Origin of the sequence: Oceanobacillus phoenicis, from assembly GCF_047238145.1 — a bacterium.
GTDB lineage: Bacteria > Bacillota > Bacilli > Bacillales > Amphibacillaceae > Oceanobacillus.
This window is the reverse complement of record NZ_JBDFME010000001.1, coordinates 2,243,962-2,269,656: the sequence shown is the minus strand read 5'-3', so window position 1 is coordinate 2,269,656 and position 25,695 is coordinate 2,243,962. Positions and strand designations below refer to the sequence as shown.

The 25,695-nt window shown below is 34.7% G+C and carries 22 protein-coding genes and 1 pseudogene; 6 read left to right on the top strand and 17 right to left on the bottom strand.

Annotated elements, in window-relative coordinates:
• Positions 1–97: 97 nt before the first annotated feature.
• A complete protein-coding gene (locus ABC346_RS11220) occupies positions 98–1,171 on the bottom strand; it encodes a bifunctional 3-deoxy-7-phosphoheptulonate synthase/chorismate mutase (RefSeq protein ID WP_413234920.1) in 1,074 nt (357 codons plus the stop codon).
• A gap of 156 nt (positions 1,172–1,327) precedes the next feature.
• On the opposite strand from ABC346_RS11220, the gene ABC346_RS11215 reads away from it, so the two are divergent.
• Positions 1,328–3,439: a cell division protein FtsA gene (locus ABC346_RS11215; RefSeq protein ID WP_413234919.1), complete on the top strand. Its 2,112-nt coding sequence runs from the start codon at positions 1,328–1,330 to the stop codon at positions 3,437–3,439.
• A 480-nt stretch (positions 3,440–3,919) separates the two neighbouring features.
• On the opposite strand, the gene ABC346_RS11210 is transcribed toward ABC346_RS11215, so the two are convergent.
• The 7 genes from ABC346_RS11210 to ABC346_RS11180 all read right to left on the bottom strand — a co-directional run bounded on the left by ABC346_RS11210 (position 3,920) and on the right by ABC346_RS11180 (position 11,253).
• Positions 3,920–4,432, bottom strand: coding sequence for a YtxH domain-containing protein (locus ABC346_RS11210; protein ID WP_413234918.1), 513 nt, complete (start codon positions 4,430–4,432; stop codon positions 3,920–3,922).
• Positions 4,433–4,452: 20 nt separating this feature from the next.
• Positions 4,453–4,866: a DUF948 domain-containing protein gene (locus tag ABC346_RS11205; RefSeq protein WP_413234917.1), complete on the bottom strand. Its 414-nt coding sequence runs from the start codon at positions 4,864–4,866 to the stop codon at positions 4,453–4,455.
• Positions 4,867–5,135: 269 nt separating this feature from the next.
• Positions 5,136–6,446, bottom strand: coding sequence for a UDP-N-acetylmuramate--L-alanine ligase (murC, locus tag ABC346_RS11200; protein ID WP_413234916.1), 1,311 nt, complete (start codon positions 6,444–6,446; stop codon positions 5,136–5,138).
• Between the two features lie 405 nt (positions 6,447–6,851).
• A complete protein-coding gene (locus ABC346_RS11195; protein WP_413234915.1) occupies positions 6,852–9,290 on the bottom strand; it encodes a DNA translocase FtsK in 2,439 nt (812 codons plus the stop codon).
• Between the two features lie 145 nt (positions 9,291–9,435).
• Positions 9,436–10,044 (bottom strand): YtpR family tRNA-binding protein, encoded by a 609-nt coding sequence (ytpR, locus tag ABC346_RS11190; RefSeq protein WP_413234914.1) that lies wholly within the window; start codon positions 10,042–10,044, stop codon positions 9,436–9,438.
• A 13-nt stretch (positions 10,045–10,057) separates the two neighbouring features.
• The gene (locus ABC346_RS11185; protein ID WP_413234913.1) at positions 10,058–10,867 is read right to left on the bottom strand and encodes a DUF1444 domain-containing protein; all 810 of its coding nucleotides are present in this window, start codon (positions 10,865–10,867) and stop codon (positions 10,058–10,060) included.
• A 14-nt stretch (positions 10,868–10,881) separates the two neighbouring features.
• Complete coding sequence (locus ABC346_RS11180) at positions 10,882–11,253, bottom strand: thioredoxin family protein (RefSeq protein ID WP_413236547.1); 372 nt, start codon at positions 11,251–11,253, stop codon at positions 10,882–10,884.
• Positions 11,254–11,367: 114 nt separating this feature from the next.
• On the opposite strand from ABC346_RS11180, the gene ABC346_RS11175 reads away from it, so the two are divergent.
• Entirely contained in the window at positions 11,368–11,808 is a 441-nt protein-coding gene (locus ABC346_RS11175; RefSeq protein WP_413234912.1) for a YtoQ family protein, read from the top strand.
• A 63-nt stretch (positions 11,809–11,871) separates the two neighbouring features.
• Here ABC346_RS11175 and ABC346_RS11170 read toward each other — a convergent pair.
• Together ABC346_RS11170 and ABC346_RS11165 are read right to left on the bottom strand one after the other, a co-directional pair.
• Positions 11,872–12,374, bottom strand: a pseudogene (locus ABC346_RS11170) (DUF84 family protein).
• A gap of 52 nt (positions 12,375–12,426) precedes the next feature.
• The gene (locus ABC346_RS11165) at positions 12,427–13,491 is read right to left on the bottom strand and encodes a M42 family metallopeptidase (protein WP_413234911.1); all 1,065 of its coding nucleotides are present in this window, start codon (positions 13,489–13,491) and stop codon (positions 12,427–12,429) included.
• A gap of 174 nt (positions 13,492–13,665) precedes the next feature.
• Here ABC346_RS11165 and ABC346_RS11160 point away from each other — a divergent pair, with 174 nt between their 5' ends.
• On the top strand, positions 13,666–13,980 hold the full coding sequence (locus tag ABC346_RS11160) for a PepSY domain-containing protein (RefSeq protein WP_413234910.1): 315 nt from the start codon (positions 13,666–13,668) through the stop codon (positions 13,978–13,980).
• Positions 13,981–14,021: 41 nt separating this feature from the next.
• Here ABC346_RS11160 and ABC346_RS11155 read toward each other — a convergent pair whose 3' ends face one another.
• Positions 14,022–14,876, bottom strand: coding sequence for a YtnP family quorum-quenching lactonase (locus ABC346_RS11155; protein ID WP_413234909.1), 855 nt, complete (start codon positions 14,874–14,876; stop codon positions 14,022–14,024).
• Positions 14,877–15,077: 201 nt separating this feature from the next.
• Here ABC346_RS11155 and ABC346_RS11150 point away from each other — a divergent pair, with 201 nt between their 5' ends.
• The 3 genes from ABC346_RS11150 (at position 15,078) to ABC346_RS11140 (ending at position 17,461) form a co-directional block, all read left to right on the top strand.
• Positions 15,078–15,260: a hypothetical protein gene (locus tag ABC346_RS11150; protein ID WP_413234908.1), complete on the top strand. Its 183-nt coding sequence runs from the start codon at positions 15,078–15,080 to the stop codon at positions 15,258–15,260.
• On the top strand, positions 15,257–16,729 hold the full coding sequence (locus ABC346_RS11145) for a sodium:solute symporter family protein (protein ID WP_413234907.1): 1,473 nt from the start codon (positions 15,257–15,259) through the stop codon (positions 16,727–16,729). The genes ABC346_RS11150 and ABC346_RS11145 overlap by 4 nt, the downstream gene beginning before the upstream one ends.
• Before the next feature lie 282 nt (positions 16,730–17,011).
• A complete protein-coding gene (locus ABC346_RS11140) occupies positions 17,012–17,461 on the top strand; it encodes a YndM family protein (RefSeq protein ID WP_413234906.1) in 450 nt (149 codons plus the stop codon).
• A gap of 51 nt (positions 17,462–17,512) precedes the next feature.
• On the opposite strand, the gene ABC346_RS11135 is transcribed toward ABC346_RS11140, so the two are convergent.
• The 6 genes from ABC346_RS11135 to ABC346_RS11110 all read right to left on the bottom strand — a co-directional run bounded on the left by ABC346_RS11135 (position 17,513) and on the right by ABC346_RS11110 (position 25,682).
• Positions 17,513–17,701 (bottom strand): hypothetical protein, encoded by a 189-nt coding sequence (locus tag ABC346_RS11135; RefSeq protein ID WP_413234905.1) that lies wholly within the window; start codon positions 17,699–17,701, stop codon positions 17,513–17,515.
• Between the two features lie 136 nt (positions 17,702–17,837).
• On the bottom strand, positions 17,838–18,890 hold the full coding sequence (locus ABC346_RS11130) for an FUSC family protein (protein WP_413234904.1): 1,053 nt from the start codon (positions 18,888–18,890) through the stop codon (positions 17,838–17,840).
• Between the two features lie 93 nt (positions 18,891–18,983).
• A complete protein-coding gene (locus ABC346_RS11125; RefSeq protein WP_413234903.1) occupies positions 18,984–20,372 on the bottom strand; it encodes an NAD-dependent succinate-semialdehyde dehydrogenase in 1,389 nt (462 codons plus the stop codon).
• Between the two features lie 187 nt (positions 20,373–20,559).
• Positions 20,560–21,726: a hydroxymethylglutaryl-CoA synthase gene (locus tag ABC346_RS11120; RefSeq protein ID WP_413234902.1), complete on the bottom strand. Its 1,167-nt coding sequence runs from the start codon at positions 21,724–21,726 to the stop codon at positions 20,560–20,562.
• A 121-nt stretch (positions 21,727–21,847) separates the two neighbouring features.
• Positions 21,848–22,534, bottom strand: coding sequence for a reverse transcriptase-like protein (locus ABC346_RS11115; RefSeq protein ID WP_413234901.1), 687 nt, complete (start codon positions 22,532–22,534; stop codon positions 21,848–21,850).
• Positions 22,535–22,592: 58 nt separating this feature from the next.
• A complete protein-coding gene (locus ABC346_RS11110) occupies positions 22,593–25,682 on the bottom strand; it encodes an AAA family ATPase (protein WP_413234900.1) in 3,090 nt (1,029 codons plus the stop codon).
• Positions 25,683–25,695 lie beyond the last annotated feature (13 nt).

Here is a 25,695-nt window from a genome sequence, read left to right as displayed (position 1 = left end):
TAAGTGGCAAATTGGCCCATTATTATGTAAAAATGCTCTCCTTTAATCTATCTATTAAAGGAGAGCATTTCATCATTAAAAGATTTTGTAATTTGTTTTATTTCAAACGATTTTCAGTTTCTTTAATTTCTTTATAGAATTGATCGAAAGTTGGAATATCCATTTGTTGAGCAGAATCGGATAATGCCACTGCTGGATCAGGATGCACTTCTGCCATTACACCATCTGCACCAACCGCAATTGCTGCTTTCGCTGTAGGCAACAAGAGATCTCTACGACCAGTTGAATGCGTAACATCCACCATTATTGGTAAATGCGTTTCTTTCTTCAATACTGGGACTGCTGATATATCCAATGTGTTTCTTGTTGCTTTTTCGTATGTTCGAATTCCACGTTCACAAAGAATAATGTCCCCATTACCTCTAGACATAATGTACTCTGCAGCATTTATAAATTCTGAAATAGTAGCAGAAAGTCCTCGTTTTAATAATACAGGTTTTTTTGAATCGCCTGCTGCTTTAAGCAATTCGAAGTTTTGCATGTTTCTAGCACCAATTTGAATGACATCTATATATTCTATTGCTTCTTCGATATGAGCAGGATTAACAATTTCACTAATTACAGCTAGATCATATTCGTCTGCTACTTTTTTAAGTATTTGTAGCCCTTCTACACCTAGACCTTGGAAATCGTATGGAGAAGTACGTGGTTTAAACGCACCACCTCGAAGTAATTTTAGACCTTTATCTTTTACAGATTGTGCTACCGCTGCAACTTGCTCATAGCTTTCTACAGCACAAGGACCAAAGACATAACTTAATTCACCATTTCCAACTTCTTTTCCTTTTAAATTAACTACTGTATTTTCTGGTTGCTTCTTACGTGATACTAATAAAGCTTTGCTATGATCATCTTCTTGTAATTCTAAACTTGCTTTAAATATTTCTTTAAATATATGTTCTAACGTGGCGTCTTGAAATGGCCCGTTGTTATTCTCTTTAATATAATCTAGCATTTCCCGTTCGCGTACAGGGTCAAAGCGAATAATGCTCTGTTTTGTTTTTAATTTACCTATTTCTTGTACAACACTTGCACGTTGATTAATTAAATCTAATATTTCTAGATTTATATCATCCATTTGTTGTCTTAGTTGTTCCATTTCATTACTCATTTGACACGCTCCTTGAAGATACAATTTATATTCTTTTCGAATAATTAGAGACAATTATAGCTAAATTTTTTTCATTTGTCACCATTAAGTTTATAATAAATTAAGAATGATATAATTATATCAATAGTTTACGAGAAAGAAGGGAGCTTTATACCTATGCCTAATACCATGTTTGCACTGGATATTGGTACACGCTCCGTTACTGGTATTTTATTAGAAATGGAAGAAAGTACCTATCAAGTCTTAGATTATGTGGAAATAGAACATACTGAACGGTCTATGCGTGATGGCCAAATACATCATGTTGTTGCTGTAGCAGAGGTAATAAAACAAGTTAAGCAACTATTAGAAGAAAGGAATAGCCTTACGTTATATAAAGCTTGTGTCGCAGCAGCTGGGCGATCGTTAAAAACAACGAAAGCAAAGGCAACTATTACACTTAATAATCAGCCGATTACGAAACAGGAAGAAATAAAACATATGGAACTTCTCGCTGTTCAAGAAGCACAACGGCAGCTGATAATGGAAGAAAAACAGGATACAATCAAACATTATTGTGTCGGGTATTCCGTACTTAAATACCAACTAGATAATGAGGATATTGGTTCATTTATTGATCAACAAGGTGATGCTGCAACTGTACATATTATTGCTACTTTCCTCCCAAAAGTCGTAGTGGAGTCTCTTCTTGCTGCGCTTCAACGTGCGGAATTAGAAATGGAAGCATTAACCTTAGAGCCAATTGCCGCCATTCAAGTATTGATCCCTGAATCTATGCGAAGGTTAAATGTAGCTTTAGTTGATATTGGAGCTGGTACAAGTGATATCGCTCTAACAGATCAAGGAACAGTAATTGCCTATGGTATGGTTCCTGTTGCTGGAGATGAGATAACAGAAGCAATTAGTGATCATTACTTATTAGATTTTCCAAAAGCTGAACAGATGAAACGACAAATAGTCAGTGAAGGCGAAGCACAGATAGAAGATATATTGGGATTCGAGACAATAGTAACTTACAATCAGTGTGTTGAAGATATCAATTCTTCTATTCATCGTTTATCTGATCAAATCACGGAGGAAATTCTCAGATTAAATGAAAAAGTACCGCGTGCTATTATGCTTGTTGGTGGAGGAAGTTTAACTCCAGAACTCAGCAATAAAATTGCTGCCAAGTTAGATCTTCCTGAGAATCGAGTAGCAATAAGAGGCATTGAAGCTATAGCAAATTTAAAGAAGAAAGATCATACACCAAAGGGTCCTGCTTTTGTAACTCCAATTGGAATAGCAATCGCAGCAAGTCAAAATCCAGTTCATTATGTAACAGTTACCGTGAATAAAAAGCGCATTCGTATGTTTGAAATGAAAAAACTAACTGTTGGTGACTGTATTATTCAATCAGGCATTGATACAAATAAATTATACGGAAAATCAGGAACCGGTATTGTCATAAATGTAAATGGAAAGGATATGGTTATACCTGGATCTATTGGTCAGCCTCCTATAATCTATGTTAATTCGGTAATTTCGTCGATTGATGATTTCATTAAAAACGGAGATAGTATAGAAGTTCAAACAGGGGCTCCAGGTAGTTCTCCCCATTTACAATTAAATGAGATCATTGAACCGCCTAATTTAACTTTTTATCATGAAAATGAGATGATTACGCTTCCTGCAAAAATATTAGTTAATGGTAAAGTACGTAGTAGTGACTATATCATCCAAGATCAAGATGATATAGAATGGAAAGAAAAACTAACGGTACAAGATTTTATTGACTTAAAATCTATCCCTATAAAAGATAGCTTTTACGTATACGTGAATAATCGACAATATACTATTCAGGAAGCAGAAACAACGATTCATATTAATGGTCGAAAAGTTTCAACAGAAACTATCCTCTCTAATATGGATAAATTGGAGATTTCAACGATTATTTCTCCTACTGTAGATGATCTTTTAACACAATTAGACCTTCAAAAGGAACAAACGTGTAAAATTATGTTTAATGATAGCCCTGTTGTTCTTACACAATCAATTGCGTTGCTATATCGAAATAGTGAGCAATTGGCTACGGATGCTTTGCTATATGAAGGAGATCATATTCAGTTAACGGAAGAAGTTCCGAAACCATTTATTTTTCAAGATGTTTTTCGTTATATTTCATTAGATATTTATAATTTAGATCCTGGTTTTAAAATCTATCGAAACGAACAACTCGCTTCCTTTGATGAAATTATCCAGCCAGGGGATCGGTTAGAAATTAAATAACATAGAACAAAAACACAATCGCCCGTTTTTAAGGAAAGGCGACTAAGAACGCTCCGTCCTGAAACAACGTCGACATGGCCCACCCGGGTCCTTCGGGCACGTAGCGAGTGCCCCTGCTTTCAAGGTGGTTCGACAGTAGTCGAACTTCCTTTTTTTCGTTGAGATAAAGGATTCACAGTGAGATGACGAATCGATGATGACTTTCACCACACGGTATAAGTGCGACTATGCCTCATAAAAAACATTCGGCAGTCTTCTTTTCACCTCAGGGTATAAGTGCGACTATGCCTCTTAAAAAACATTCGGCAGTCTTCTTTATCGTAGGGCGGTTCGTGAGGTCGCTTAGTTTCTGGGTGCTGGATCTGGACGTTGCCGTTTCTGTCTGCTGACGATGGAAATACCAAACTTTTATACTTTCTTATCTCACAAAAAAGACTTGGAGATTGTATATAGCTCCAAGTCTTTTGATTAATTATTCACTTATTTTTTTACTTCTTCTACTGCTTTTTTAGCTGATCCTTTTGCTTCCGCTTTTTTCTTTGTTGCTTCCACTTCTAACTCAGCTTTTTTAATTTCTGCATCTGCTTGAATTTCCTTTTTCTTGTTGGATGCGTCTTCTTTGACTTCTTCTACTTTTTCAGCTGCGTTATCTTTTAAATCAGAAGCCTTCTGCTTCACATTATCTGTAAACTCTTTTGATGTTGAAGCAACTGATTTAGAAAGATCTGAAGTTGTTTCCATTGCCTTCTTCTTAAATTCTTTTGATGTTGTATATGCTTTATCTTTCCATTCTGATCCTTTTTCTTGTGCAACTGTTTTCCATTCATCTGCACGGTGCTTCACTTGTACAGCACCATCATTTATATCATCACGTAATTCTTTTCCTGACTTCGGAGCAAAAAGCAATGCTGCAGATGCTCCAACTAATCCGCCTATCAGTGATCCGATAAGAAAGTCCTTTGTATTAATTTGGTTATCTTGATTATCAGCCATACTGTATTACCTCCTAAGTATTATTTCGATTTATTCTTCCTATTATTCCAAAACTCAAACAGCGATGCACCCCATTTTACTGCTTGTGCTGCTTTTTCCTGGTCTTCTTTCGAGTGTTTAGAAATAATTTTTGATAGATGTGCTAATGTCTGATTAAAATCTTGAAGTGTATTGCCAATTCCTTTTGCGCCTTCAAATAGGCTGTCTAATTTTGATGATTTTTGATTCATATCTTCCGCAAGTCGGTTCGTCTTATTTAATAATTGTGTAGCTTCAGATGTGACTCCTTGCATTTGCTTTTCCAGCCCTTGCAATGTACCTGAAACATCGTTTAGTGTTTGTTTTGTTGCTTTCAGTGTGATAATTACATAAACCACCAGTATTACAAAAGCAAGAGCTGCAATCCCTGCGGCAATGTATAGTATGATTTCCATTTTTTCTAATCAGCTCCTTTTATGTTGGTTGTTCAGGTTATACAGCTCAAATGTTTAAGGGCTTATTAGTTTCTTGTTCGTTTTATTCCCTGAATTCAATTTTATAAACCTATGTAATTTCAATTTGAACTGTATGTCCATTGTATAGTATTTCCCATAATTTGTACAAATACTAACGTGCTCGATTACTTCGTGTAACAAAAAAGATAGAAAAAACCCGAACCTTAATTTCTAAGGTCCGGTTTAAGATAATTTTTATTATAATACTTTTAGAAATTTGTTGATCTAGTAGTTGTTTCTTCATAAGCAGACTGGAATTTTTGAATATCTCCTGCTCCCATAAAGATCAATACGCTATCAGTAAATTTTTGTAAAACTTCTGTTTCTTCTAGTGATAAGATTTGACTGTTTGGAATTAATTTCTGCAAATCATTAATGGTTAACTGTCCAGAATCTTCTCTTGCTGATTTAAAAATTTCACACAAATATACATTATCAGCTTCATTTAGACTATCCGCAAATTCCTTCAAGAATGTTTTTGTTCGGGTAAATGTATGTGGTTGAAAAATAGCCACCACATTCTTATTTGGATATTTTTTTCTTGCGGATTCGATTGTAACGGAAATTTCTTTAGGGTGATGCGCGTAATCATCAATAACAATTTGCGAACCAATTTCCTTTTCGGTAAATCGACGCTTAACTCCCTCAAAGGAATCCAATTGTTTCATATGTTCAACTGAAATTCCTTCATAATGACAAATCGCAATGACAGCTAGTGCATTTAACACAGTATGATTTCCATATGTCGGGATAATAAAATGATCGTAGTACGTGTTACGTACAAAAACGTCAAATTCAGTACCATTTGCAGTTTCTACGACATTTTGTGCCTGAAAATCATTCGAATCATTAAATCCATAATAAATCACAGGTACCTTCGTATGAATTCCTTGCAACTGCTCATCATCACCACATGCGACAATACACTTTTTAACACGATCTGCCATAGACTGAAATGCGTCAACGACATCATCCAAACTCGTAAAGTAATCTGGATGATCAAAATCAATATTCGTCATAATCGCATAATCAGGCTCGTATTTTAAAAAGTGTCTACGATACTCACATGCCTCAAAAACAAAATATTCGCTGTCTACATGACCATTTCCAGTTCCATCTCCAATTAAATAAGAAATAGGATACGCAGATTTTAAAACATGAGATAACAAACCAGTCGTTGAAGTTTTTCCATGTGCTCCAGTGACTGCGATACTCGTGTATTGTTTTAACCATTCACCTAAAAACTCATGATAACGATAAAACTTACAACCAAGTTCCTTTGCCTTCTGAATTTCAATATGATCATCAGAAAATGCATTTCCTGCAATTATTGTATAATCTTCTTTAATATTTTCTTTAGAAAACGGTAAAATAGTAATATCTTTTTGCTCTAACGCTTCTTGAGTAAAGAAACGCTTCTCAAAATCAGACCCTTGCACTTTTTCTCCAGAGTCATGGAGGATTTGTGCAAGTGCACTCATTCCAGTTCCTTTTATACCGATAAAATGGTAAGTTGTCATAAACGAACCTCCAACATGTTCATACAATCATTCATTCTTATGATGTTTAGTACTTTTTCATACCGCTACATTATAGCAAAAAATTGCTTGCTTTCAAACTTAAATATATTTATTTCATATGTTTTTCCAGTTTTCACCTTTTATACTTGTTTATACATATATCTTTTTTCTACGTTTCTGTGTATAAATTTTTAAACATGATACAGCATAAATCAATATATCTGACGAATCCTAGTTTTACTTTCTTAATCAAACAGTTCTCGCACTCTTTACCTTAGTCTATACAATTACTAGGTAAGATGTTCTTCACACTAGTTCTACTAGCATTAGGAGGGCACCGTATTTAATTTTAATACATAATGTGTTTAATTTCATCTAAGATATTAAATTATTAGCATTCCCCATTTACATGTCATCCGACTGTGTTCTAGAAATCAGTATTTCTCTAGGCTTACTTCCATTCTGACCAGATATTATTCCTCTGCTTTCTAATGAGTCAATTAATCTCGCAGCACGGTTATAACCAATTTTAAAGTGTCTTTGCAACAACGACGTGCTCGCACCATTCTGAGCAATTACAAAGGAAATTGCTTCTTGTAGAAGCTCATCTTCTTCTTCATCGACAGTAATTTGTTCCAAGAGCTCTTCTTGTTCAAATAAATAATTCGGTTCAGCAATTGATCTTGCGTACGTTGCAACTCGCTCAATTTCATCATCGGATACAAAAGGCCCTTGTAGTCGGACACTTTTTCCTGCACCATTTTCTACAAATAACATATCACCTTTACCAAGAAGCTTCTCTGCACCACTTGAATCTATGATTGTTCTTGAATCCACTTGTGATGATACACTGAACGCAATTCTTGTAGGTATATTTGCTTTAATTAAGCCTGTAATTACATCGACAGATGGACGTTGTGTAGCTAATAGTAAATGAATCCCGCAGGCTCTCGCTTTTTGAGCAATCCGACTAATGGCATCTTCGACATCTTGTGGGGACATCATCATTAAATCAGCTAGCTCGTCAATTACAATAACGATAAATGGCATCTTCTTGTCATTTCTGCCTTGCTTAATCATTTTCTGATTATATCTCTCAATATCCCGAACGCCTTCTTCAACGAAACGTTCATACCGATCTTCCATTTCATTAACAGCCCATTTTAAACTTTGCGTAGCGGCTTTTACATCTGTAATAACCGGTGAGACTAGATGAGGTATACCATTATATGGAGCAAGTTCCACCATTTTTGGATCAATAAGTAAAAACTTCACATCTTCATGACTTGCTTTATAAATTAGGCTGATTAAAATGGTGTTAATACAAACACTTTTTCCGGATCCAGTAGCTCCGGCAATCAGACCATGAGGCATTTTTTGTATATTCGTTATCTTTGGATTTCCTTCGATTGTTAATCCGAGTGCTATACTAAGTGGTGATTTACTTTCTTTAAATGACGTACTTTCAAAAATTGATTGTAAACCTACCATCTCTGCATGCCGATTCGGTATTTCGATTCCTACCGTGTTCTTTCCCGGTATTGGAGCCTCAATACGTATATCTTGTGCTGACATATTTAATTTTAAATCATCTGCTAAATTCTTTATTTTACTTACCTTTACACCCATCTCCGGTTGAACTTCAAAACGTGTTACAGAAGGACCTTGAGTTGCATGAACTACTTTTGCCTTTACCTGAAAATGTTTTAACGTTTTTTCCAAGAGTTCCCGTTGTTCGTTCAGCCAAACACTATCATCTTCCGTACGTTGCACAGGATCATCTAATAAATGATAAGGAATCGATACAGGGCCACGCTCATTTTTTGCTTGTATTTCTTCTTTCACTTTATTTTTCGACTCATTAACAGTATTAAATTTTTGCTGAGCTTGTTGTAAAGCTGCTTCTCGCTTCCGTTCAGATTCCAATAGTTGATTGTGAACTTTTTCTCTTTTTTTCTGTTCGTGTACATTTTTTTTATCTCTTGGCGTCATCATAACATTAAATGGAGTAGAATTTTTCTGGATAGAATGTTTTCTGTATGCTTGATTACTCTGATTATCATCTACTGGGTTAAACTTTTTATTATTTGTTTGTTTTTCTTCTTTTTGTTTCATAGCTTGTTCTTCCGTAGAAGCAACTTCGTCTCTTCCATAACTCTCTACTTCAATTATTGGTGGTTTAGAATCAATTAATGTACTTGCATTATCTTCCTTATTATCTATTTCCATCGGTAAAGTTCGTTCGTTTTCTTCTTGCTCCTGTTCAATTAAATGATTACTAACTGTATTCTCCTCATTATCTTCAAAAACAATAGTGTTATCATTATTTTGCTCTTCATTCTTCCGTTGAAAAGCAGGTATATCATCGATCGATGTTGAATATCTTTTTTGATATCCATAGATTGGAGAAGGTACATCTGTAGGTTGGAAAGGAATATCTGGATTTTTCTTGTATATCTTTCTCTCATTACTCTCCGTATTTTTATATTTTTCATTTACACGTTTAGGCTGTGTTATCTTTTCTTTATTTTTACTTTTATTCGACCGTCTATACGTATACGTTTCTTCTTGGTTTTGCTTTTCTTCTTTTTCCCTTCTAACACTACGTTCGGTTTGCCGTTTCTTATAAGCAGGTTCATATGTTTGATGTTTTGTTTGGTTTTTTTCCGTCTCATCGGGAATTACAGGAAATTTAAATGACGAACGTGAAGGATACTGATAAGTCATTTTTGCCTTTACTTCTGACTTTGGCTCAGGATCATCCACTTCTACTTCGATCGTCTCTTCTACTTCAACTTCTTTTGTAAATACATTTTTTAATTTTTCTTTCCATTGTTCCCACATTTCACACTCACTCATTTCTCTAAAAGATCGTACATGCTTAGTTTATCAGTTTTTTCACCTATTTGGAATCATCCATTCGATGTGGGAGAATGGTTGTCTAATTGCACAAGAAATCCCCCTGCAATAATTGCTTAGGGGGCATGTGTTAAGACAATATAAATTCTTCTCCCACTGTATAAGAATCATCCAATACATAAATTCCTTTTTCTTTAGGCGCATTAGGAATTCCTAATTCTTTTTGGGAGCATATCATTCCGTTTGAAGGTACTCCTCTGAGTTCAGAGGCCTTAATTTTCATTCCACTTGGCATCGTTGCACCGACTTTTGCAACTACTACTTTTTGGTCTGCATCTACATTTGGTGCACCACAAACAATTTGCAACTTCTCTGTACCCACATCAACTTGACATACACTAAGTTTATCAGCATTCTCATGGGGGTCTTTCGTAGTCACATACCCTACTACAAATTTCGGACTTAAATCAAAATCAAGGGGGTCTTTAATTCCTTTTTCAATAAAAAGGGCACGTATTTTTTCTAACAAATCTTCAGTTAGGCGAATAGGTCCATTCTCATCTGGTAGGTCAACTACTTGAGAAGCTTGAAAAATATTATATCCAAGCAATTCTCCATCGGTAGACGTGATTCTTGTTACATTATTATAATTAGTTGATTCTATTTCATATCGATTACCATCTTTTACAGGAATAAGTAGTACATCACCAATTCCATTTGGATTATAAAATACATCCATGTTTATTCAGCTCCTATTTATTTTCTGGTTTGTTTTTCGCTAAAATAAAGATAGGTTCTAACTTTCTATCTTCATACACAAATGAAAGTGATGTAATCGGAATACGTCCTTCTGCAAAAAACTTCATTGTCATCTGCGCTAAAATATCATAACCCATTTTATTTTGAATGTCAGCAATAATTAATACATCTTGATGCGGAACAGCTACAGCTAGTTCACCTTGAGCATTGGCCTTCATCTCTTCTAAAAATGCTTCGTTTAAGATTCGACTAGCATCGTAGCCGTCTTGAGTTGCTAAGAAATAAAAATCATTATCAGCCACTTGGTCCTTTTTCACTTCATGAGGTAATGAGCGCACATTAAAGCTAGCAATTTCATCTAAACGTTCCGCAGTCCATCCTTCTTCATTTAACAAATTTTCATCTATAAGCCGATACGATTTCCCTAAATCTAAAGCATAGAAAACTCTCGTCTCTGCAGTGTGATCTTTATAGATTAGTTTCTTACCAGCTTTTGTTTCTGTTGGAAAAGAAGGTGACCGTAATACAGGAAATATGTGTTTTTCCATCCCTTGTAAATGATGTGTTTCATTCATTATCTTTAAAGCTTCTGTAATGTGTTCTTCCATTTCTTGAATGGCAATATCACCGCGACTATTGTATTTTGTAATCAGATTAGGAAGAGAAACGGTCATTCCTTGTCCAGAATCTCTCCATTCAATACGGAGAGCATCGTCATCACGCTTATATACGACACGATAATCTGGATGTTTTAAACGATCTTCGAGGAGTCGTTTCATTTTTATACTTGTTATTTTAGCCATCAAAATTCCTCCTCCTACTCTTTAAGGCCATGTATAAATTGTTCAATTTCTTCTTTTGTTTTTCGATCTTTACTGACAAATCGACCGAGTTCTTTACCTTTTTCAAACGCTAGAAAACTTGGTATCCCATAGACGTCATGGGATTGACATAGTTCAATAAAGTCATCACGATTTATTTCAACAAATTGATAATCACTAAATTGTTGTTCAATCTCCGGTAAGATAGGTTCTATTACTCTACAATCTGGACACCATCCAGCTGTAAACATAAAAATAACTGGTCCTTCTTGTTTATATGATTCAAATTGCTCGATAGTTTCTAATACTTTCATGTCATCTACTTCCTTTCTACACCTATCATAGCTTGCATTGTAGTTCGTTTCAATTATCGTGATTATACCATACTTAACTATAATGGAGGATATCGTGATACCGCCTTACTTTTCAAATTATTGAAAAACGTTTACTATAAGATTAGATTATACTTAGGAGGGATTTAAATGGAATTAACGGTTTATTTAGCTGGACAAATTCATGATAATTGGAGAGACTATGTAAAAGAAATAGCAAGATCGAAGAATTTACCTCTACAATTTGTATCTCCACAAACTAACCATGATCGATCCGATGATATTGGTGAGGCAGTAATCGGTAAACAACCGAGTAATTTACATAGAGACGATGCAGCATCGAGTATTAATAATTTCCGTACACAAGTTCTTCTTTCCAAGTCTGATATTGTTATTGCTTTGTTCGGTGAGTCTTATAAACAATGGAATACTGCAATGGATGCTAGCACTGCAATTACATTAGGAAAACCAACCATTATCGTCCGTCCAGAATCTTTAATTCATCCGTTAAAAGAAATTTCCAATAAAGCAAATGTAACCGTCGAGTCGATTGAACAAGCCTTGGACGTTATTGCTTATATCTATGAATAAACTATTAAAACGAACTCGTTTTTAAGCGATAGCACTTTATCCTTAAACGTAGTTCGTTTTTTATTATTCTTTGTAACTGTTTAACATCGTCCATTGTCCTTTTAATAAAGTAACAACATGGCGAAACATTTCTTGTCTAGTAATTAGTTGATTCGTAAAAATACCAATTGCTCCTTCTTTTTTACTAACATCCTTCTTTTCCGCATAGATATCCATTAATGTTCCAAGTTCTACATTTTTTAACAAACCTTCTTCGACATCTTTAGGTATCTTTATTCTCGCACCACTAGCTGTAATGATATCATTTTCAGGTGTGACAAGTGCTCCCCAATTACAAAGATACAACTCGTTGTCTATATACATGAGAGACCGATTCCAATTGTATATGGATTCTTAATGGCACAATGTTTTGCTCTAGTAATAGCTCCCAATTTAGTTTCCTCATCAGAAAAAGGTTGCGCACTTACTCCTGATTCTGCCCGAGTTCCGATTACATCTATATTCGGAAACATTTCTTTTACCGCTTGAATTTTCGTTGGATTTTTTGACCCTACTTGTATTTGCATATTAATAATCTCCTATGAAAGAGCAGCTACCTAATGGCAACTGCTCATCTCTTTATTTTTCTTTTAATTGTGATACGAAGGAACTATCTGTACCTTTTACTAATTTTACAATTAATTCTTTTGCAGCTGCATAATCATCCACATGAATGATAGAAGCAGACGTGTGGATATAGCGGGAGCAAATACCGACCACTGCCGATGGAACACCATCATTTGCAAGATGAACACGACCAGCATCTGTTCCGCCTTGGGAAATAAAGTATTGGTAAGGGATATTATTGCTTTCTGCAGTATCAAGCACATATTCTCGCATACCTTTGTGAGTTACCATGGTACGATCAAATATACGAAGTAATGCACCTTTTCCTAATTGCCCAAATGCTTGTTTATCACCAGATGCGTCATTTGCCGGAGAAGCATCTAAAGCATAGAACACATCAGGTTGAATCATATTTGCAGCTACTTGCGCGCCTCTAAGTCCAACTTCTTCCTGTACGGTTGCTCCAGAATATAATTGATTTGGTAGTTCCTCATTTTGTAATTCTTTTAACAATTCAATGGCTAGTCCGCAGCCATAGCGATTATCCCAAGCTTTTGCTAAAATCTTTTTCTTATTAGCCATCGGTTGGAAAGGTGTAATAGGAACGATACTGTCTCCTGGCTTTACACCTATTTTGTTTACATCTTCTTTATCGTCCGCTCCAATATCAATAAGCATATTTTTAATTTCCATTGGTTTGCTACGTTGTGCTTCTGTAAGTAAATGTGGTGGAATAGACCCAATAACACCTATAACTGGTCCATTTGCAGTCATAACCTGAACTCTTTGTGCAAGCATAACTTGGTTCCACCAGCCTCCAAGTGGTTGAAAGCGCAACATACCATTGTCGGTAATTTGTGTAACCATAAAACCAACTTCATCCATATGACCTGCCACCATAACTCTTGGTCCATCACCATGCTTCACGCCAAATGTTCCACCTAGATTATCTTGTATTATTTCATCTGAATATTTCCCCAATTCATCCTTCATAAATGCGCGTACCGGATGTTCATTACCAGGTGCACCTTGTAATTCTGTTAACGTTTTAAAAAGAGATAACGTTTCTTTTTCCATTCCCTTACTCCCCTTTCTATTTTTCATACTATGTAACATCTAAATAGTAGTATAACTGAAAAAGTCAAAATCTTTCCAGTAATCTTGTTTAAATCCTTGTCATTTTTAAGTAATTTCCTGTATACTTACAAATAATCTATCCTTCAATAAATATAGTAAGTAGGGGTGAACGATTTGAGTAGAAAAAAAGTACTTCTTGCTGCAGCAGTCGGTGTTGCAATTGGTTATATAGCAAGAGAACAAGTTAGTAAACAAACAAAGATCACACCAGAGAAAGCACTAAATCAAGCGAAGGAAATGTTTAAACGTAAAGGTCCAATTAGTGGTTCTTGGATTTATATGAAGCCAGAAGAAATCGAAAAGAATGGTTTGTTATACGATGTCTATCGAGGTGGAGTAACTCGTAATATAGATGGCGATAATAAACAATATGAGTTTTATGTAGATATTGAAACTGGCGCGGTAATAGAAACAAAAGAGGCTATATAATACAAAAAGCTGTCGAACTTTGTTCGACAGCTTTTTTTCTCCTAATCGTATGCATGCTGATTTCTTTCTACTTGGTCTATCTTTTCACCACGTTCATTGAATTTTATTGCTCGATAATATGCATCATGATAAAACGTTATCCAAGATTTTTCTTTATACAATGTATCCATCCATTTCTCTTTTTGATGCACAGACTCAATCGGATAATCATCATATGCCAATACCCATAACTTATTTTGATGAGCATGCGTTGGCATAATATCCGCCATATGTGTAAATGAATGACCCCCATCCTTAAATCGTATTATGGAATGTCCATCACTATGACCACCAGTATGTATCATCGATAAGCCGGGCAGAATTTCAATCTCTTCATCAAAAGGGATTACCTGTTCCACAATTGGTTTCCAATTCATTTCCCAGTAGGAATTAACCGAACGAATATTTGGATGACGCATTTCATCCCATTCTATTTGTGACACGTATATATCCGCGTTCTGAAACACACTCTGATATTCTTCTTTAACGGGGTTCGTTAATCCACATGCATGATCATAATGCAAATGTGTCATCAATATAATTTCTATATCATTAACTGTTAGATTTAAATTAGCTAAACAACTTTCTACTTTTGATTCTTCTTTCACCCCAAAATTTCGTTGTTGTTTTTCAGTTAGTTTATTTATTCCAATTCCAGAATCGATTAATATATTTTTCCCATCCAATTGTAATAAAATCGGATCGGTGCGTAACTCTATTTGATTCTTTTCATTAGCAGGATATTTTTTAGACCATAGCGATTTTGGTACAACTCCGAACATTGCCCCACCATCTAAATGCGTTACCCCTCCATTTAACCAAGTTAGTTTTGCACGTCCTATTTCTAGTGTCTCCACTTTCAATCGCTCCCTTCTGACATCTAGTTTCTAGAGTAATCTTACATGTAATCGCTATCAATAGTCTAGTATTTTTTAAATAATTGTGGCAAATTTGTGTACAGTCTGCTATGATTACTTTTGAGTTTTAATTGCAAGAAATCGCATTTTAATGTGAATAATTTCACAATAACTAATTGATTAGAAAGGGGAAATTTTAGGATGACAGAAAATAAATGGGCTATAATCATTGGTTCTATCGTATTACTAGCATTTTTCTTACCATTTACGTTACTTACTAATATCGAAAAATGGTATGGTAGTTTTTTTGTTTGGATTGTACTTGCATTAATCGTTGTTATATGTAATATCACTATGACAAAGAATTGGGGTAAATATAAATGAATACGACAATAATTTGGTGGGGAATAATTATTTATATAATTATTGCTATGTTTATTGCAATTCTTTCACGACAAGGGAAACAATCAAACATGACCTCATACTTTTTAGGTGACAGAAAGTTAGGCGGATTTGTTTCGGCACTCAGTTATAGTGCAACTACATATAGTGCTTTTATGTTAGTCGGACTAGCTGGGCTAACATACAGCGGTGGTGTAGGAGCGTTAGGATTTGAATTAATTTATTTAATGGGAGTTTCCCTAGTTGTTTTTTTTGGTCCTCGTTTTTGGCTCGTTGGAAAGAAATACGGATATGTTACACCGTCACAAATGCTCGGAGATCGCTATCAGCATAGAGGTGTTGCTATTGCTATTGCTATTTCTAATGGGTTGTTTTTAATACCATATAGCGCAGTGCAATTAGCAGGTATTGGGTATTTACTACAAGGTGTGTCGAATCAAGCGATAACATTTAGCACAGGAGTAATCATTGCAACACTTTTAGCTATTATCTTTTCTTATATTGCAGGAATTCGTTCAGTTGCTTGGACGGATTCATTACAATCTTTATTTATGATTATCGGATCGACTCTTGTAGTTATATTCTTAGTAAATAAATTGGGTGGTATCAGTGGGTTCTTTAACCAATTAGAAACACATAGTCCAGAGATGTTAACTGTTCCTGGTAATGGTTATTTTAGCTTTTGGACATTTTTAGGATTAACAATCCCTTGGTTTTTCTTTAGTATTTCCAACCCACAGGTTAGTCAGCGATTATTTATGCCTGCGTCTTTAAAAAGTATGCGTCAAATGTTAATCGGCTTTATGTTATTTGGATTTATCTATACTATTGTTGCAATTATGTGGGGATTCACTGCATTTATTTTAAATCCAGGAATGGAGAATGCGGATCTGGCAACACCTTTTGTTTTATCATCGGATGCTATCCCTTCTGTATTAGCAGTCATTGTAATGATAGGTATTATGGCAGCAGCTATTTCAACTATTGACTCTATATTACTTACAGTGTCGTCTTTATTTGCAAAAGACGTCTATGGTAACATTCGAAAAAATAGTAATGATCAGGCTCAATTAAAAGTAGGAAAAATCATTATCCCTATTATTGCTCTTCTTGCGTTTTTATTTGCCGAATTACAATTAGATCTCATCGCAGTATTATCAGTGGCATCTTCTGCAGGACTTATCGTAGTAGTTCCAGCAATTATAGGATGTTTCTTCTGGAAAAAAGGAACTGCTGCAGGTGTTCTATCGAGTGTTATCATTGCTGGTTTACTTGTGTGTATTCTGGAGATTTTCCAATTAAAACCATTAGGACTAGCTTCTGGACTATGGGGATTATTGGTGTCAACCGTATTATTTATTGTTGTTAGTTTATTGACTCGGGCACCTAAACAAAAAGCAGATGAATTTATAGATTATATAAAAAATGAAATGAAAAGTGTAAATTCGTAAATAAGCAATTTCATTGCAGTAGGTTTTTTCATACAAGTGTTATTACTATGAAGCATAACCTAAAAGGCACTTGAAAAGAATTGAACGTCTGGCAGATCAGTTATCTTCGTTTGATAAGTTTTATAGTCTCGAACTGGTGTATTACTGCCCGTTACATACTTGATAAATAGCGTAAGTAACATTTAAGGTATGGATATATTTCTAGTTGGTTATCCTATTCCATAGATAAAAGCGAAATTTCATTTACTAGGCGTTTACTGCTTTTGGAAAGGAAAACTAACGATGAGATATATTGCAGCACTTTTTTTAAAATTCTTAATTACATTATTTACTTTATGGATTGTTCTAGGTTTTATATATGGTAATTCGTTTGGCTCTATTTTCGTACTAAGTATGATCGTTACCACTATCACATATATTGGAGATTTATTCATTTTGCCAAGATTAAGTTCACAAGCAGCTGTTATAGCTGATTTCATCTTATACTGGGCTGTACTTTGGTTTGCGAGTATAACCATAGTCAATGAAATGAATAGTATTGGTATAGCTACACTTATATCTACTATCGCAATATCATTAATTGAAATATACTTTCATCAATATATGCTGGATGATGTCATTCATCAGAAAAAAATGGGGGAGATTGCATATTTTCCTACACATCGTTTTCAAACAGAAACAAGTGAAGAAATAACCCCATCTAAAAATGATGATGATAGCAAAAAAGAATAACGACAAAAACAGGACCCTAATATACTTAGAGGTCCTGTTACTTTATTATCTTTACGTTAATTTTGATATTAATTGCTGTTGAATATGCTTTGCCAATTCTAAATCCGTCTGTAGTCTTTGATTACGTTTTTGATTTGGATTTGCATCCATGAATTCTGTTAGTTGATGGTAAGCTTGCTCATGTTTACCTAATAGATAATATAAATTCTCTATCTCATGATGGGATAAAAACCTTGTCAAATTTTTCTCGCTCTCCTTCATTTTACAATATAGCTCGTTATTTACTATATACAAAAATCTCAGCTTTTATACCATCAAAAGTTCATTGTCAGAATAATATTATCCATCATTTCTTAAAATTTTAACCATCATATGTTTACTGATCATATTGTTTTTGTTCTTTTCTACGTACAAATCTCTCCAATTTATCCAATTCATAAAACAGTTCAATAATACTATTTGCTACAGGAAAGACATAATGCCATTTTTCATAGTCACTTCCTTGTAAAGCCTCAATTAAATTATTAATCGTTACCCGCATTGCATTCTTTGTTTCTTTTTGTAAATCTCGGTCCAATTCGATACGATCTTCATACATTAAAAATACATTCTCGCTATAGTTATTAATTTCACTTACTAATTTTTTAATTAGATGGGACTTTCCGCTAGCAATCTTTTCAATCTCTTGTAAATTCTTTTCTAATTCAATGATTAATGTAAATTTCTTTCTTAGAACTTGAATCATATGCTGATAAATAATTATATTTCTTAAAAAGTCTATACGTTTACGAATAAATAAGCGATTTCGTTCATCCGTAATGATATCAAAATAATCTCTTGCTTTATTAATTTCCTTCTCTATTTCCCGCTCCTCATCTCTTACTTGGGGAACACTCATTGTCTTGCTTGGGATGACACGAAGAAGAAAATTCGATTTTTCACTTGCTCGTTTTATCATACTAAACAATATTTTTTGATGATCTGGTGGATTCACGATGACATTAATAACAAAAGCGGATATGACCCCAACTGCTACTAAAGAGACTCGTTCTACAATGTACAACATATTTGCATGATCATCCGTGCTAGCCAGCATAATACTAACTATTGTTAGAACCGTTAAGCTAACCGTTTTATTTAAACCTAATTTGATATTAATTGCGATTGCAATAATCACAACCGCCCCAACAGATATCGGATGACTTCCTAACAATACAATACCAATAACTGCAAAGATAACACCGACTGTGTTAGATAATAATACTTCTTTAATGTAATTAAAAGACCGCATAATAGATGGTTGCATCGCAAGTACCGTAGCAATTGCAGCAATAATCTCAAATTGCAAATCAAACATTCCTGTGATAAGCAATGTCAGCGCAACGGCTAGTCCCGTTTTCACCATACGCGGTCCAATATTAAATTCCATGTTTTTTGCACCTCACTAGCAGTAGTATACCTTTTTCTTTGATGTCTGTCACCACAAATATCGAGGCAATACAGCTAATGCATGGTGAAGTTTCTATAGCTGAATAGAAATATATTTCACCTCTACATACTCTTCCATTCCATGATGACCGCCTTCTCTACCAATCCCACTTTCTTTAAAACCTCCAAATGGAGCTTGAGCAGTTGATGGTACCCCGTCGTTTACACCTACAATACCATATTCTAATTGTTCACTTATACGAATTGCTGTAGACAGATTTTCTGTAAATAGATAAGCGGCAAGTCCATATGGAGAGTGGTTTGCACGTTTGACCGCTTCTTCTTCAGTTTTAAATGTTGTAACGGGAGCTAATGGACCAAATGTTTCTTCGGTCATACACAACATTTCATCGGTTACCTCGGATAAGATGGTTGGTTTATAAAACAAACTACCCTTGTCCTCCTTACCTCCCCCATATATAATGGAAGCCCCTTTATTTACTGCATCTTCTATATGTGTTTCCACTTTATCCAATGCATCATAGTCTATAAGCGGTCCTACATCTATACCTTCTTCTAATCCATTACCAACTCTTAATTCTCTCACTTTCCGTTCAAAAGCTTCGTTAAACTCATCTTTAATCGATTCGTGTACGTATATACGATTCGTACAAACACAAGTTTGGCCAGCATTTCGGAATTTTGATGCTGTTGCCCCAGCAGCTGCCTTTTCAATGTCAGCATCTTTCATAACGATTAAAGGAGCATGACCACCTAGCTCTAACGATACTTTCTTCACAGTTTCTGCTGATTTTTTCATTAATATTTTTCCTACTTCTGTAGAACCAGTAAAGGAAATCTTTCTTACTCTACTATCTTCCATCCATGCATCACTAATATCACCTGAGCTACCAGTTACAACTTGCAAAACTCCTGTTGGAATTCCTGCTTCTTCCGCTAACTCTGCTAATCGGATTGCTGTTCTTGGAGTTGCACTGGCAGGTTTAACTACAGCTGTACAACCTACAGCCAAAGCCGGAGCAACTTTTCTGGTAATCATAGCTGCCGGGAAATTCCATGGAGTAATCGCTGCTATAACCCCTACCGGCTGACGCTGAACAAGAATACGTTTGTCTGCTTTTGATGCAGGTATTGTCTCCCCATAAAGTCGCTTTCCTTCTTCAGCGTACCAAGATACAAAATTATTTGCATATTGTACCTCACCCAAAGCTTCATTAAATGGTTTCCCTTGTTCCATTGTCATAATTTTTGCCAGTTCTTCTTGGTGTTTGGTAATTAATGCATTCCATTTCATCAATAATTCACTTCGTTCATAAGCAGTACGTTTTGACCAATCATTGAAGGCTTCATATGCTTGATTGACAGCTTCTCTTGCTTCAACTTTCCCTCCGCGCTCGACACGATCAATCACTTCACCTGTTGCCGGATTTGTTACTTCTATCCATTCTTGATTTCTTGCCATACTTATACCCTCCTATATTATTCCTATTCATTTTCTTGACTCTATTATACCTTTTCCCTTATTTCCTTACGATGTAATCGTTCGACAATAAACGATAAAATCCAAACAATTATCTATCAAAAAAAGGCCCAAATCTCATAAAAGAATTGGACCTCTACGTACATTTTTTAGTTGATTTTTATAACGTTTATTTCACATGGTATATACGTTGATGATTTTGTATCCCTGTCAGACAAATTTCAGCCGGGTCCTCTTTTGCGGACCATTCAATAACCGAACCATCTGTTGGGATTTGTTGTTCAAAGATTTTTTCATATTCGGACACCGATATTTTCTGACGTTTTTCAAACATAGCATTATGTTCTGTACGATGTAACTGTTTTTCAAAACCTTCTTGTAATATACCAGAGAAAAATTCTCCTACAGCACCAGATCCATAGCTATACATTCCAATTTTATCGCCAGCTGTTAATTGCTCACTATTTTCCAATAATGAAAGTAAACTCAAATAAAGAGAACCTGTGTAGATATTTCCGATATTCCGATTATATTGAGTACTTAATTGATATTGTTCTTTCAAACGTGTTTGTGCTTCTTCTCCAACTTCATCTAAAACTGTACGTAAAGCTTTTAATCCCATTTTTGTATACGGTAAATGGAAACAAATTGCCGCAAAATCATCTAAACTGCGCTCTGTTTGTTCTTTGTAAGCACCCCACACTTTTTGGAAAAACGCAATATACTGCTCATTGGAGTACTTGCCATCAACGAACGCGATGTCTGAATATACAGGTCTCCAGAAATCCATAATATCATCCGTATAGTAGGTACTTTCTTCTTCAATCTCCATTATACTAGGCTCAGCGGAAATTAATAGCGCAACCGCTCCAGCTCCTTGCGTCGATTCTCCAGGAGTCTTTAATCCGTAACGTGCAATATCTGAACCTAATACTAATACTTTGCGATTTGGGTTTAAAGCAATATGTCCTCTTGCCATCTGAATACCAGCTGTAGCACCATAACAAGCTTGTTTTAATTCAACAGCTCGTGCATGCGGTTGCAATCCTAGTAGTTGATGAACATTTACCGCAGCTGATTTGGAATGATCGATACCTGATTCTGTTCCAAAAATAACCATATCGATATCTTGCTTATCTGCTTCATCTAATATTTGTGCAGCCGCATTCGCAGCTAACGTAACTGTATCTTGTGTAATTGGCGGTACTGCCATTTTTTCTTGGCCAATTCCAATCGTGAATTTTTCTGGTTCGACTCCACGCTCTTTTGCCAATTCATTCATATCTAAATACAAATGTGGAGCATAAAAACCAATTTTGTCTATTCCTATCTTCAATGTCATTCTCCTTCACTATTACAACTTATCTTATTCGTATATTTCTAATAAATTTCTCGAAATCCAATACTTAAATGATAATATAACCTTTCTCAAAAAATCAACTAAGTTAGCTACCCTATTATTTTCTCTTCGTTATTTCCAATGTGCTTTCAATTTGTATTCCTTGAATTGCTTGTGTTGCTAGATGATCCGCTTCCTTATTATCTTTTCTTGATATAGTTTGATAATCAGGTTTAATTCCAAGTTGTTCTATTTTATTTTCAATACGCTCTATCCATCGTTGAAGTTTCTCTTCATAACAAGGCCATTCTTCATTCAATTGATGTATAACCACCATTGAGTCACCTTTAAAAGTGATAGCTTGATGTGTAGCTTGCATCTCTTCAAGTATCTCTAAACTATGATATAATCCAGCATATTCTGCTTCATTATTATTATCTAACTGCTCCAACTTTACGTTTTTTCTATGTCGAAAATATTTTTTATTTTTTTCAAAGTAAATAACTACTCCAACACCAGCAATCAAATCATTTCTATCAAATCCACCATCAAAATAAACCAAAATATGATGGGCTTCTTCTTCTACTTGGACTACTAGACGTTTTAATTCTTTGATCGTCCAAGTTCGGTCTAGATCATCTATTGCATATATATTTTGAACCGACCGCTCCTTTTCTAACTTTTCTGCAACTACAATGCTATCTTCAATACGCATTTCATCTGACATGAAATTTATTTCAATTTCTTTTCCAGCTTGAAACATATATGCTAACCGGATATTCACTTTATCCCCGCCAATCATCATTAAAATTCTTCTTAGTCATTTCCCAAAATACGAAAAAAGATCGGATAGACGATCTTTTTTATTTCACCATTAATTTTGTATGACTATATCCTTCTTTTGTCTTTTTAACTTCTATGGTAGCAGGTAGTATGTCCTTTAATTCTTGGACATGCGATATTACACCGATTAATCTTCCAGACTTTTGTAGTTGTACTAACGTATCTATTGCCTTTGTTAATGATTCTTCATCCAATGAGCCAAACCCTTCATCAATAAACATCGTTTGAATCATGACATTACCTTGAAAACTTTGAATAACATCAGACATACCTAATGCTAGACAAAGAGAGGCATTAAATTTTTCACCACCAGATAACGTTTTAACATCTCTTGTTTGCCCGGTATATGCATCGTAAACATCTAAAGCAAGTCCACTTTGACGACCATGAGATTCCTGTCGATCACTTCTAGTTAAATAAAATTGTCCATTAGACAAGTCTTTTAATCGGTAATTAGCAGCTTCGATAATCTGTTCTAGATATTCCATTTGTAAATATCGTTCAAAAGAAACCTTCTTCTGATTTTGCCCTCGTAATACATCATAAATTTCTGTAATTACCATTAAATTATTCTCTGTTTCTGCGACTTCATTGTGTAATATTTCCATTCGATCTTTCATTGAACGAATTTCTTGGCCATACTTTTTAAGGGTATTTAATTGATTTAAATTTTGTTCGAAATTTCGTTTTAAATCTACAAGTCTTCTTTCTAAGTAATCAAGATCTTGTTTTTCTTGTTTCATTAAAGTTGCTTCTAATTCTTTAATTTGACTGTCTAATTGTTGTTTTTCTTGTTTGAACCTTTCGACTTGTTGTTTTCGTTGAGTAAATATATTTTCTTCTAATTTCGCTTCTCGATACGTTTCTATAGTAAAACCAGCTTCACTGACTTTTTGCTCAAACTCTTTATTCGCGTTCTCTAGATGTTTATTTAGTTCTGTCAACTGCTTTTGATAATTTTTTACTTCAGAACGAATTTCCAAATGCGATTGTGTTATTTGCTGATATTCTTGTTGAATTTCTTTCCATGCTTGTTCCATCTCTTGTTTTTGTAGTTTTTGATTACGTAAATTTGCTTTCAGCTTCGATAATTCATGAAACTCCACTGGTACTTGTTTCTTTTTCTCTTTATGACTAGCTTGCTTCGTCTGTAGCATAGCTATTTGTTCTTGATATTTTTGCTTAAGGTGTTCAAATGCTTCTTTATTCTTTTTATCTTCTTGTTTTTTTTGCTCTAATTTTTCTTCATATTGGTTTCGTTTCTCTTTTGCCTGCTCAATTTCCTTTTCTTTTTCAGCTAATTGTTTACCTTCTTGTACAATCTTATGGAAAGTTTTAGTAGGTTCGTCCAGTAATATCCCCCATTCATTGAGTTCAGTAAACACTTCAGTCAAAGAGGTTTTATTTGAAGATAACACAACTTGTTGTTTCTGCCAAAATTGATTTTTTTCCTCCATTTGGTTCCGAAGCGTCTCTAACGCTTCTTTCGTAATCGGTTGTTTTTCGATAGAAGCTTTTTTAGGGTGTACAGTACTCCCGCAAACTGGACATTCTTCTCCATCATGTAGGTGTGAAGCCAACACGTATGCTTGATTATTTAACCAACTTTGTTCCAATTCTTGATATTCTTTTTTGCTATTTTCATAGGCTTGTTTTGTTTGTTGATACTTATTTTGAATGTTTGATTCTTCTTTTTGCAAATTAATAAGCCTCTGAAGTAACTTCCCTACTTGTCTTAATTCGGTTAATCGCTTATTTAATTCGGAAGCTTGTTCCACTTGTTTTGTTAATTGTTTTATTTCTTCAGCTAGACTTTCTTGTTCCTTCTCTTTTCTCTCAAGTAACTGTCTGTCTTCATGTATCTTTTGTTCCTTCTGTTCACACTGGTTCTTTAAAGAATTGATTTCATTTCTTTCCGTGTCCAGTTGCTCAACTATCGGGAGATACGACTCAAGTTGATTAATATAAAACGATATTTTTTCTCTATGTTCAGCTTTTTCTTCTTCTTTTTTATATTGTGAGGTGACAGATGTTAAGCGATCAGAGGCTTTCTGTTCTTTTTCCAATAGATTTTTTAATTGAATGTTTTTTTCTTGATATTGTTGTCGATAATTTAACGCATATTGCTCGGTCGGTTCAATACGTTGCGCCATCTCTGCTGCTTTTAATTGATTCTCTAGATGTTGTATATCCGCTTGCTTATTTGCCAACTCCTGACTATGTTGTTTTTTCACTTGAAGTTGATCAAATTGTTCATTTATATGTTTCGCTGCATAATATTCATTTTGTGCCGTATCGTGCTTCTTATAACTCGATGTATATTCCTCGGTTTTCTTTTCAATTTCGTGTTCATAATATACTTTTTCATCATTCAACGCCTCAAGAACCTGCTGTACATTATAATATTCTGCTTGAAATACATTTTGTAATTTGGAATTCTCACGAAGTGGAAAAACAGAAGAAACTTGTTTCATTGTTTGATTTAACTGATCCGAAACTCGATTATACGATTGTTCAAAGGTATTTTTTTTCTGGCGTAATATTTCATTCATATACTTATAATGTTCTGTTTTGAATAACCGTCTTAATATTGCTTCTTTATTCTCTGTTTCTGATGTTAAGAGTTTTCTAAATTCACCTTGGGGTAGCATTACTATCTGTTTAAATTGATCTTGTGTTAGACCTATTAGCTCTTCAATCTTTTTATCTACTTCGCTTACAATCTGTCTGTCTACTATCGACACTTCTTGTTGGTCCTTTATTTCAAATAGTTCATACTTCTCGCCTGTTTTCGTTTTATTTCCTTTTTTTATATGACCAGGCTGACGTAGTACCCGATAGGTTCTCTCTTTAATCGTAAATACTAATTCTACGGATGTGTGTATATGATCCTCTGCAAAATCACTTCGAAGCAAACGGTTATCCTCTCGATCGGACCCACTAGCCTTACCATATAAAGCAAATGCAATTCCATCAAATATCGTCGTTTTGCCTGCTCCTGTGTTGCCGGATATAGAAAAAAGCTGTACATCGCCTAATTTGGTAAAATCAATTATTTCTGTGTCTCTATATGGACCAAAAGCTGTTAACTTAAGATATAATGGTCGCATTGTTTACACCTCC

Bases quoted from the DNA above. Each gene is read 5' to 3' on its own strand.
- ABC346_RS11175 (WP_413234912.1), top strand. From the start codon at position 11,368: ATGGAATTAACGGTTTATTTAGCTGGACAAATTCATGATAATTGGAGA.
- ytpR (WP_413234914.1), bottom strand. From the start codon at position 10,044: ATGGATGTATTTTATAATCCAAATGGAATTGGTGATGTACTACTTATT.
- ABC346_RS11150 (WP_413234908.1), top strand. From the start codon at position 15,078: ATGACAGAAAATAAATGGGCTATAATCATTGGTTCTATCGTATTACTA.
- ABC346_RS11115 (WP_413234901.1), bottom strand. From the start codon at position 22,534: ATGATGATTGGCGGGGATAAAGTGAATATCCGGTTAGCATATATGTTT.
- ABC346_RS11130 (WP_413234904.1), bottom strand. From the start codon at position 18,890: ATGGAATTTAATATTGGACCGCGTATGGTGAAAACGGGACTAGCCGTT.
- ABC346_RS11145 (WP_413234907.1), top strand. From the start codon at position 15,257: ATGAATACGACAATAATTTGGTGGGGAATAATTATTTATATAATTATT.
- ABC346_RS11220 (WP_413234920.1), bottom strand. From the start codon at position 1,171: ATGAGTAATGAAATGGAACAACTAAGACAACAAATGGATGATATAAAT.
- murC (WP_413234916.1), bottom strand. From the start codon at position 6,446: ATGACAACTTACCATTTTATCGGTATAAAAGGAACTGGAATGAGTGCA.
- ABC346_RS11185 (WP_413234913.1), bottom strand. From the start codon at position 10,867: ATGGCTAAAATAACAAGTATAAAAATGAAACGACTCCTCGAAGATCGT.
- ABC346_RS11140 (WP_413234906.1), top strand. From the start codon at position 17,012: ATGAGATATATTGCAGCACTTTTTTTAAAATTCTTAATTACATTATTT.
- ABC346_RS11125 (WP_413234903.1), bottom strand. From the start codon at position 20,372: ATGGCAAGAAATCAAGAATGGATAGAAGTAACAAATCCGGCAACAGGT.
- ABC346_RS11165 (WP_413234911.1), bottom strand. From the start codon at position 13,491: ATGGAAAAAGAAACGTTATCTCTTTTTAAAACGTTAACAGAATTACAA.
- ABC346_RS11205 (WP_413234917.1), bottom strand. From the start codon at position 4,866: ATGGAAATCATACTATACATTGCCGCAGGGATTGCAGCTCTTGCTTTT.
- ABC346_RS11195 (WP_413234915.1), bottom strand. From the start codon at position 9,290: ATGTGGGAACAATGGAAAGAAAAATTAAAAAATGTATTTACAAAAGAA.
- ABC346_RS11215 (WP_413234919.1), top strand. From the start codon at position 1,328: ATGCCTAATACCATGTTTGCACTGGATATTGGTACACGCTCCGTTACT.
- ABC346_RS11110 (WP_413234900.1), bottom strand. From the start codon at position 25,682: ATGCGACCATTATATCTTAAGTTAACAGCTTTTGGTCCATATAGAGAC.
- ABC346_RS11210 (WP_413234918.1), bottom strand. From the start codon at position 4,432: ATGGCTGATAATCAAGATAACCAAATTAATACAAAGGACTTTCTTATC.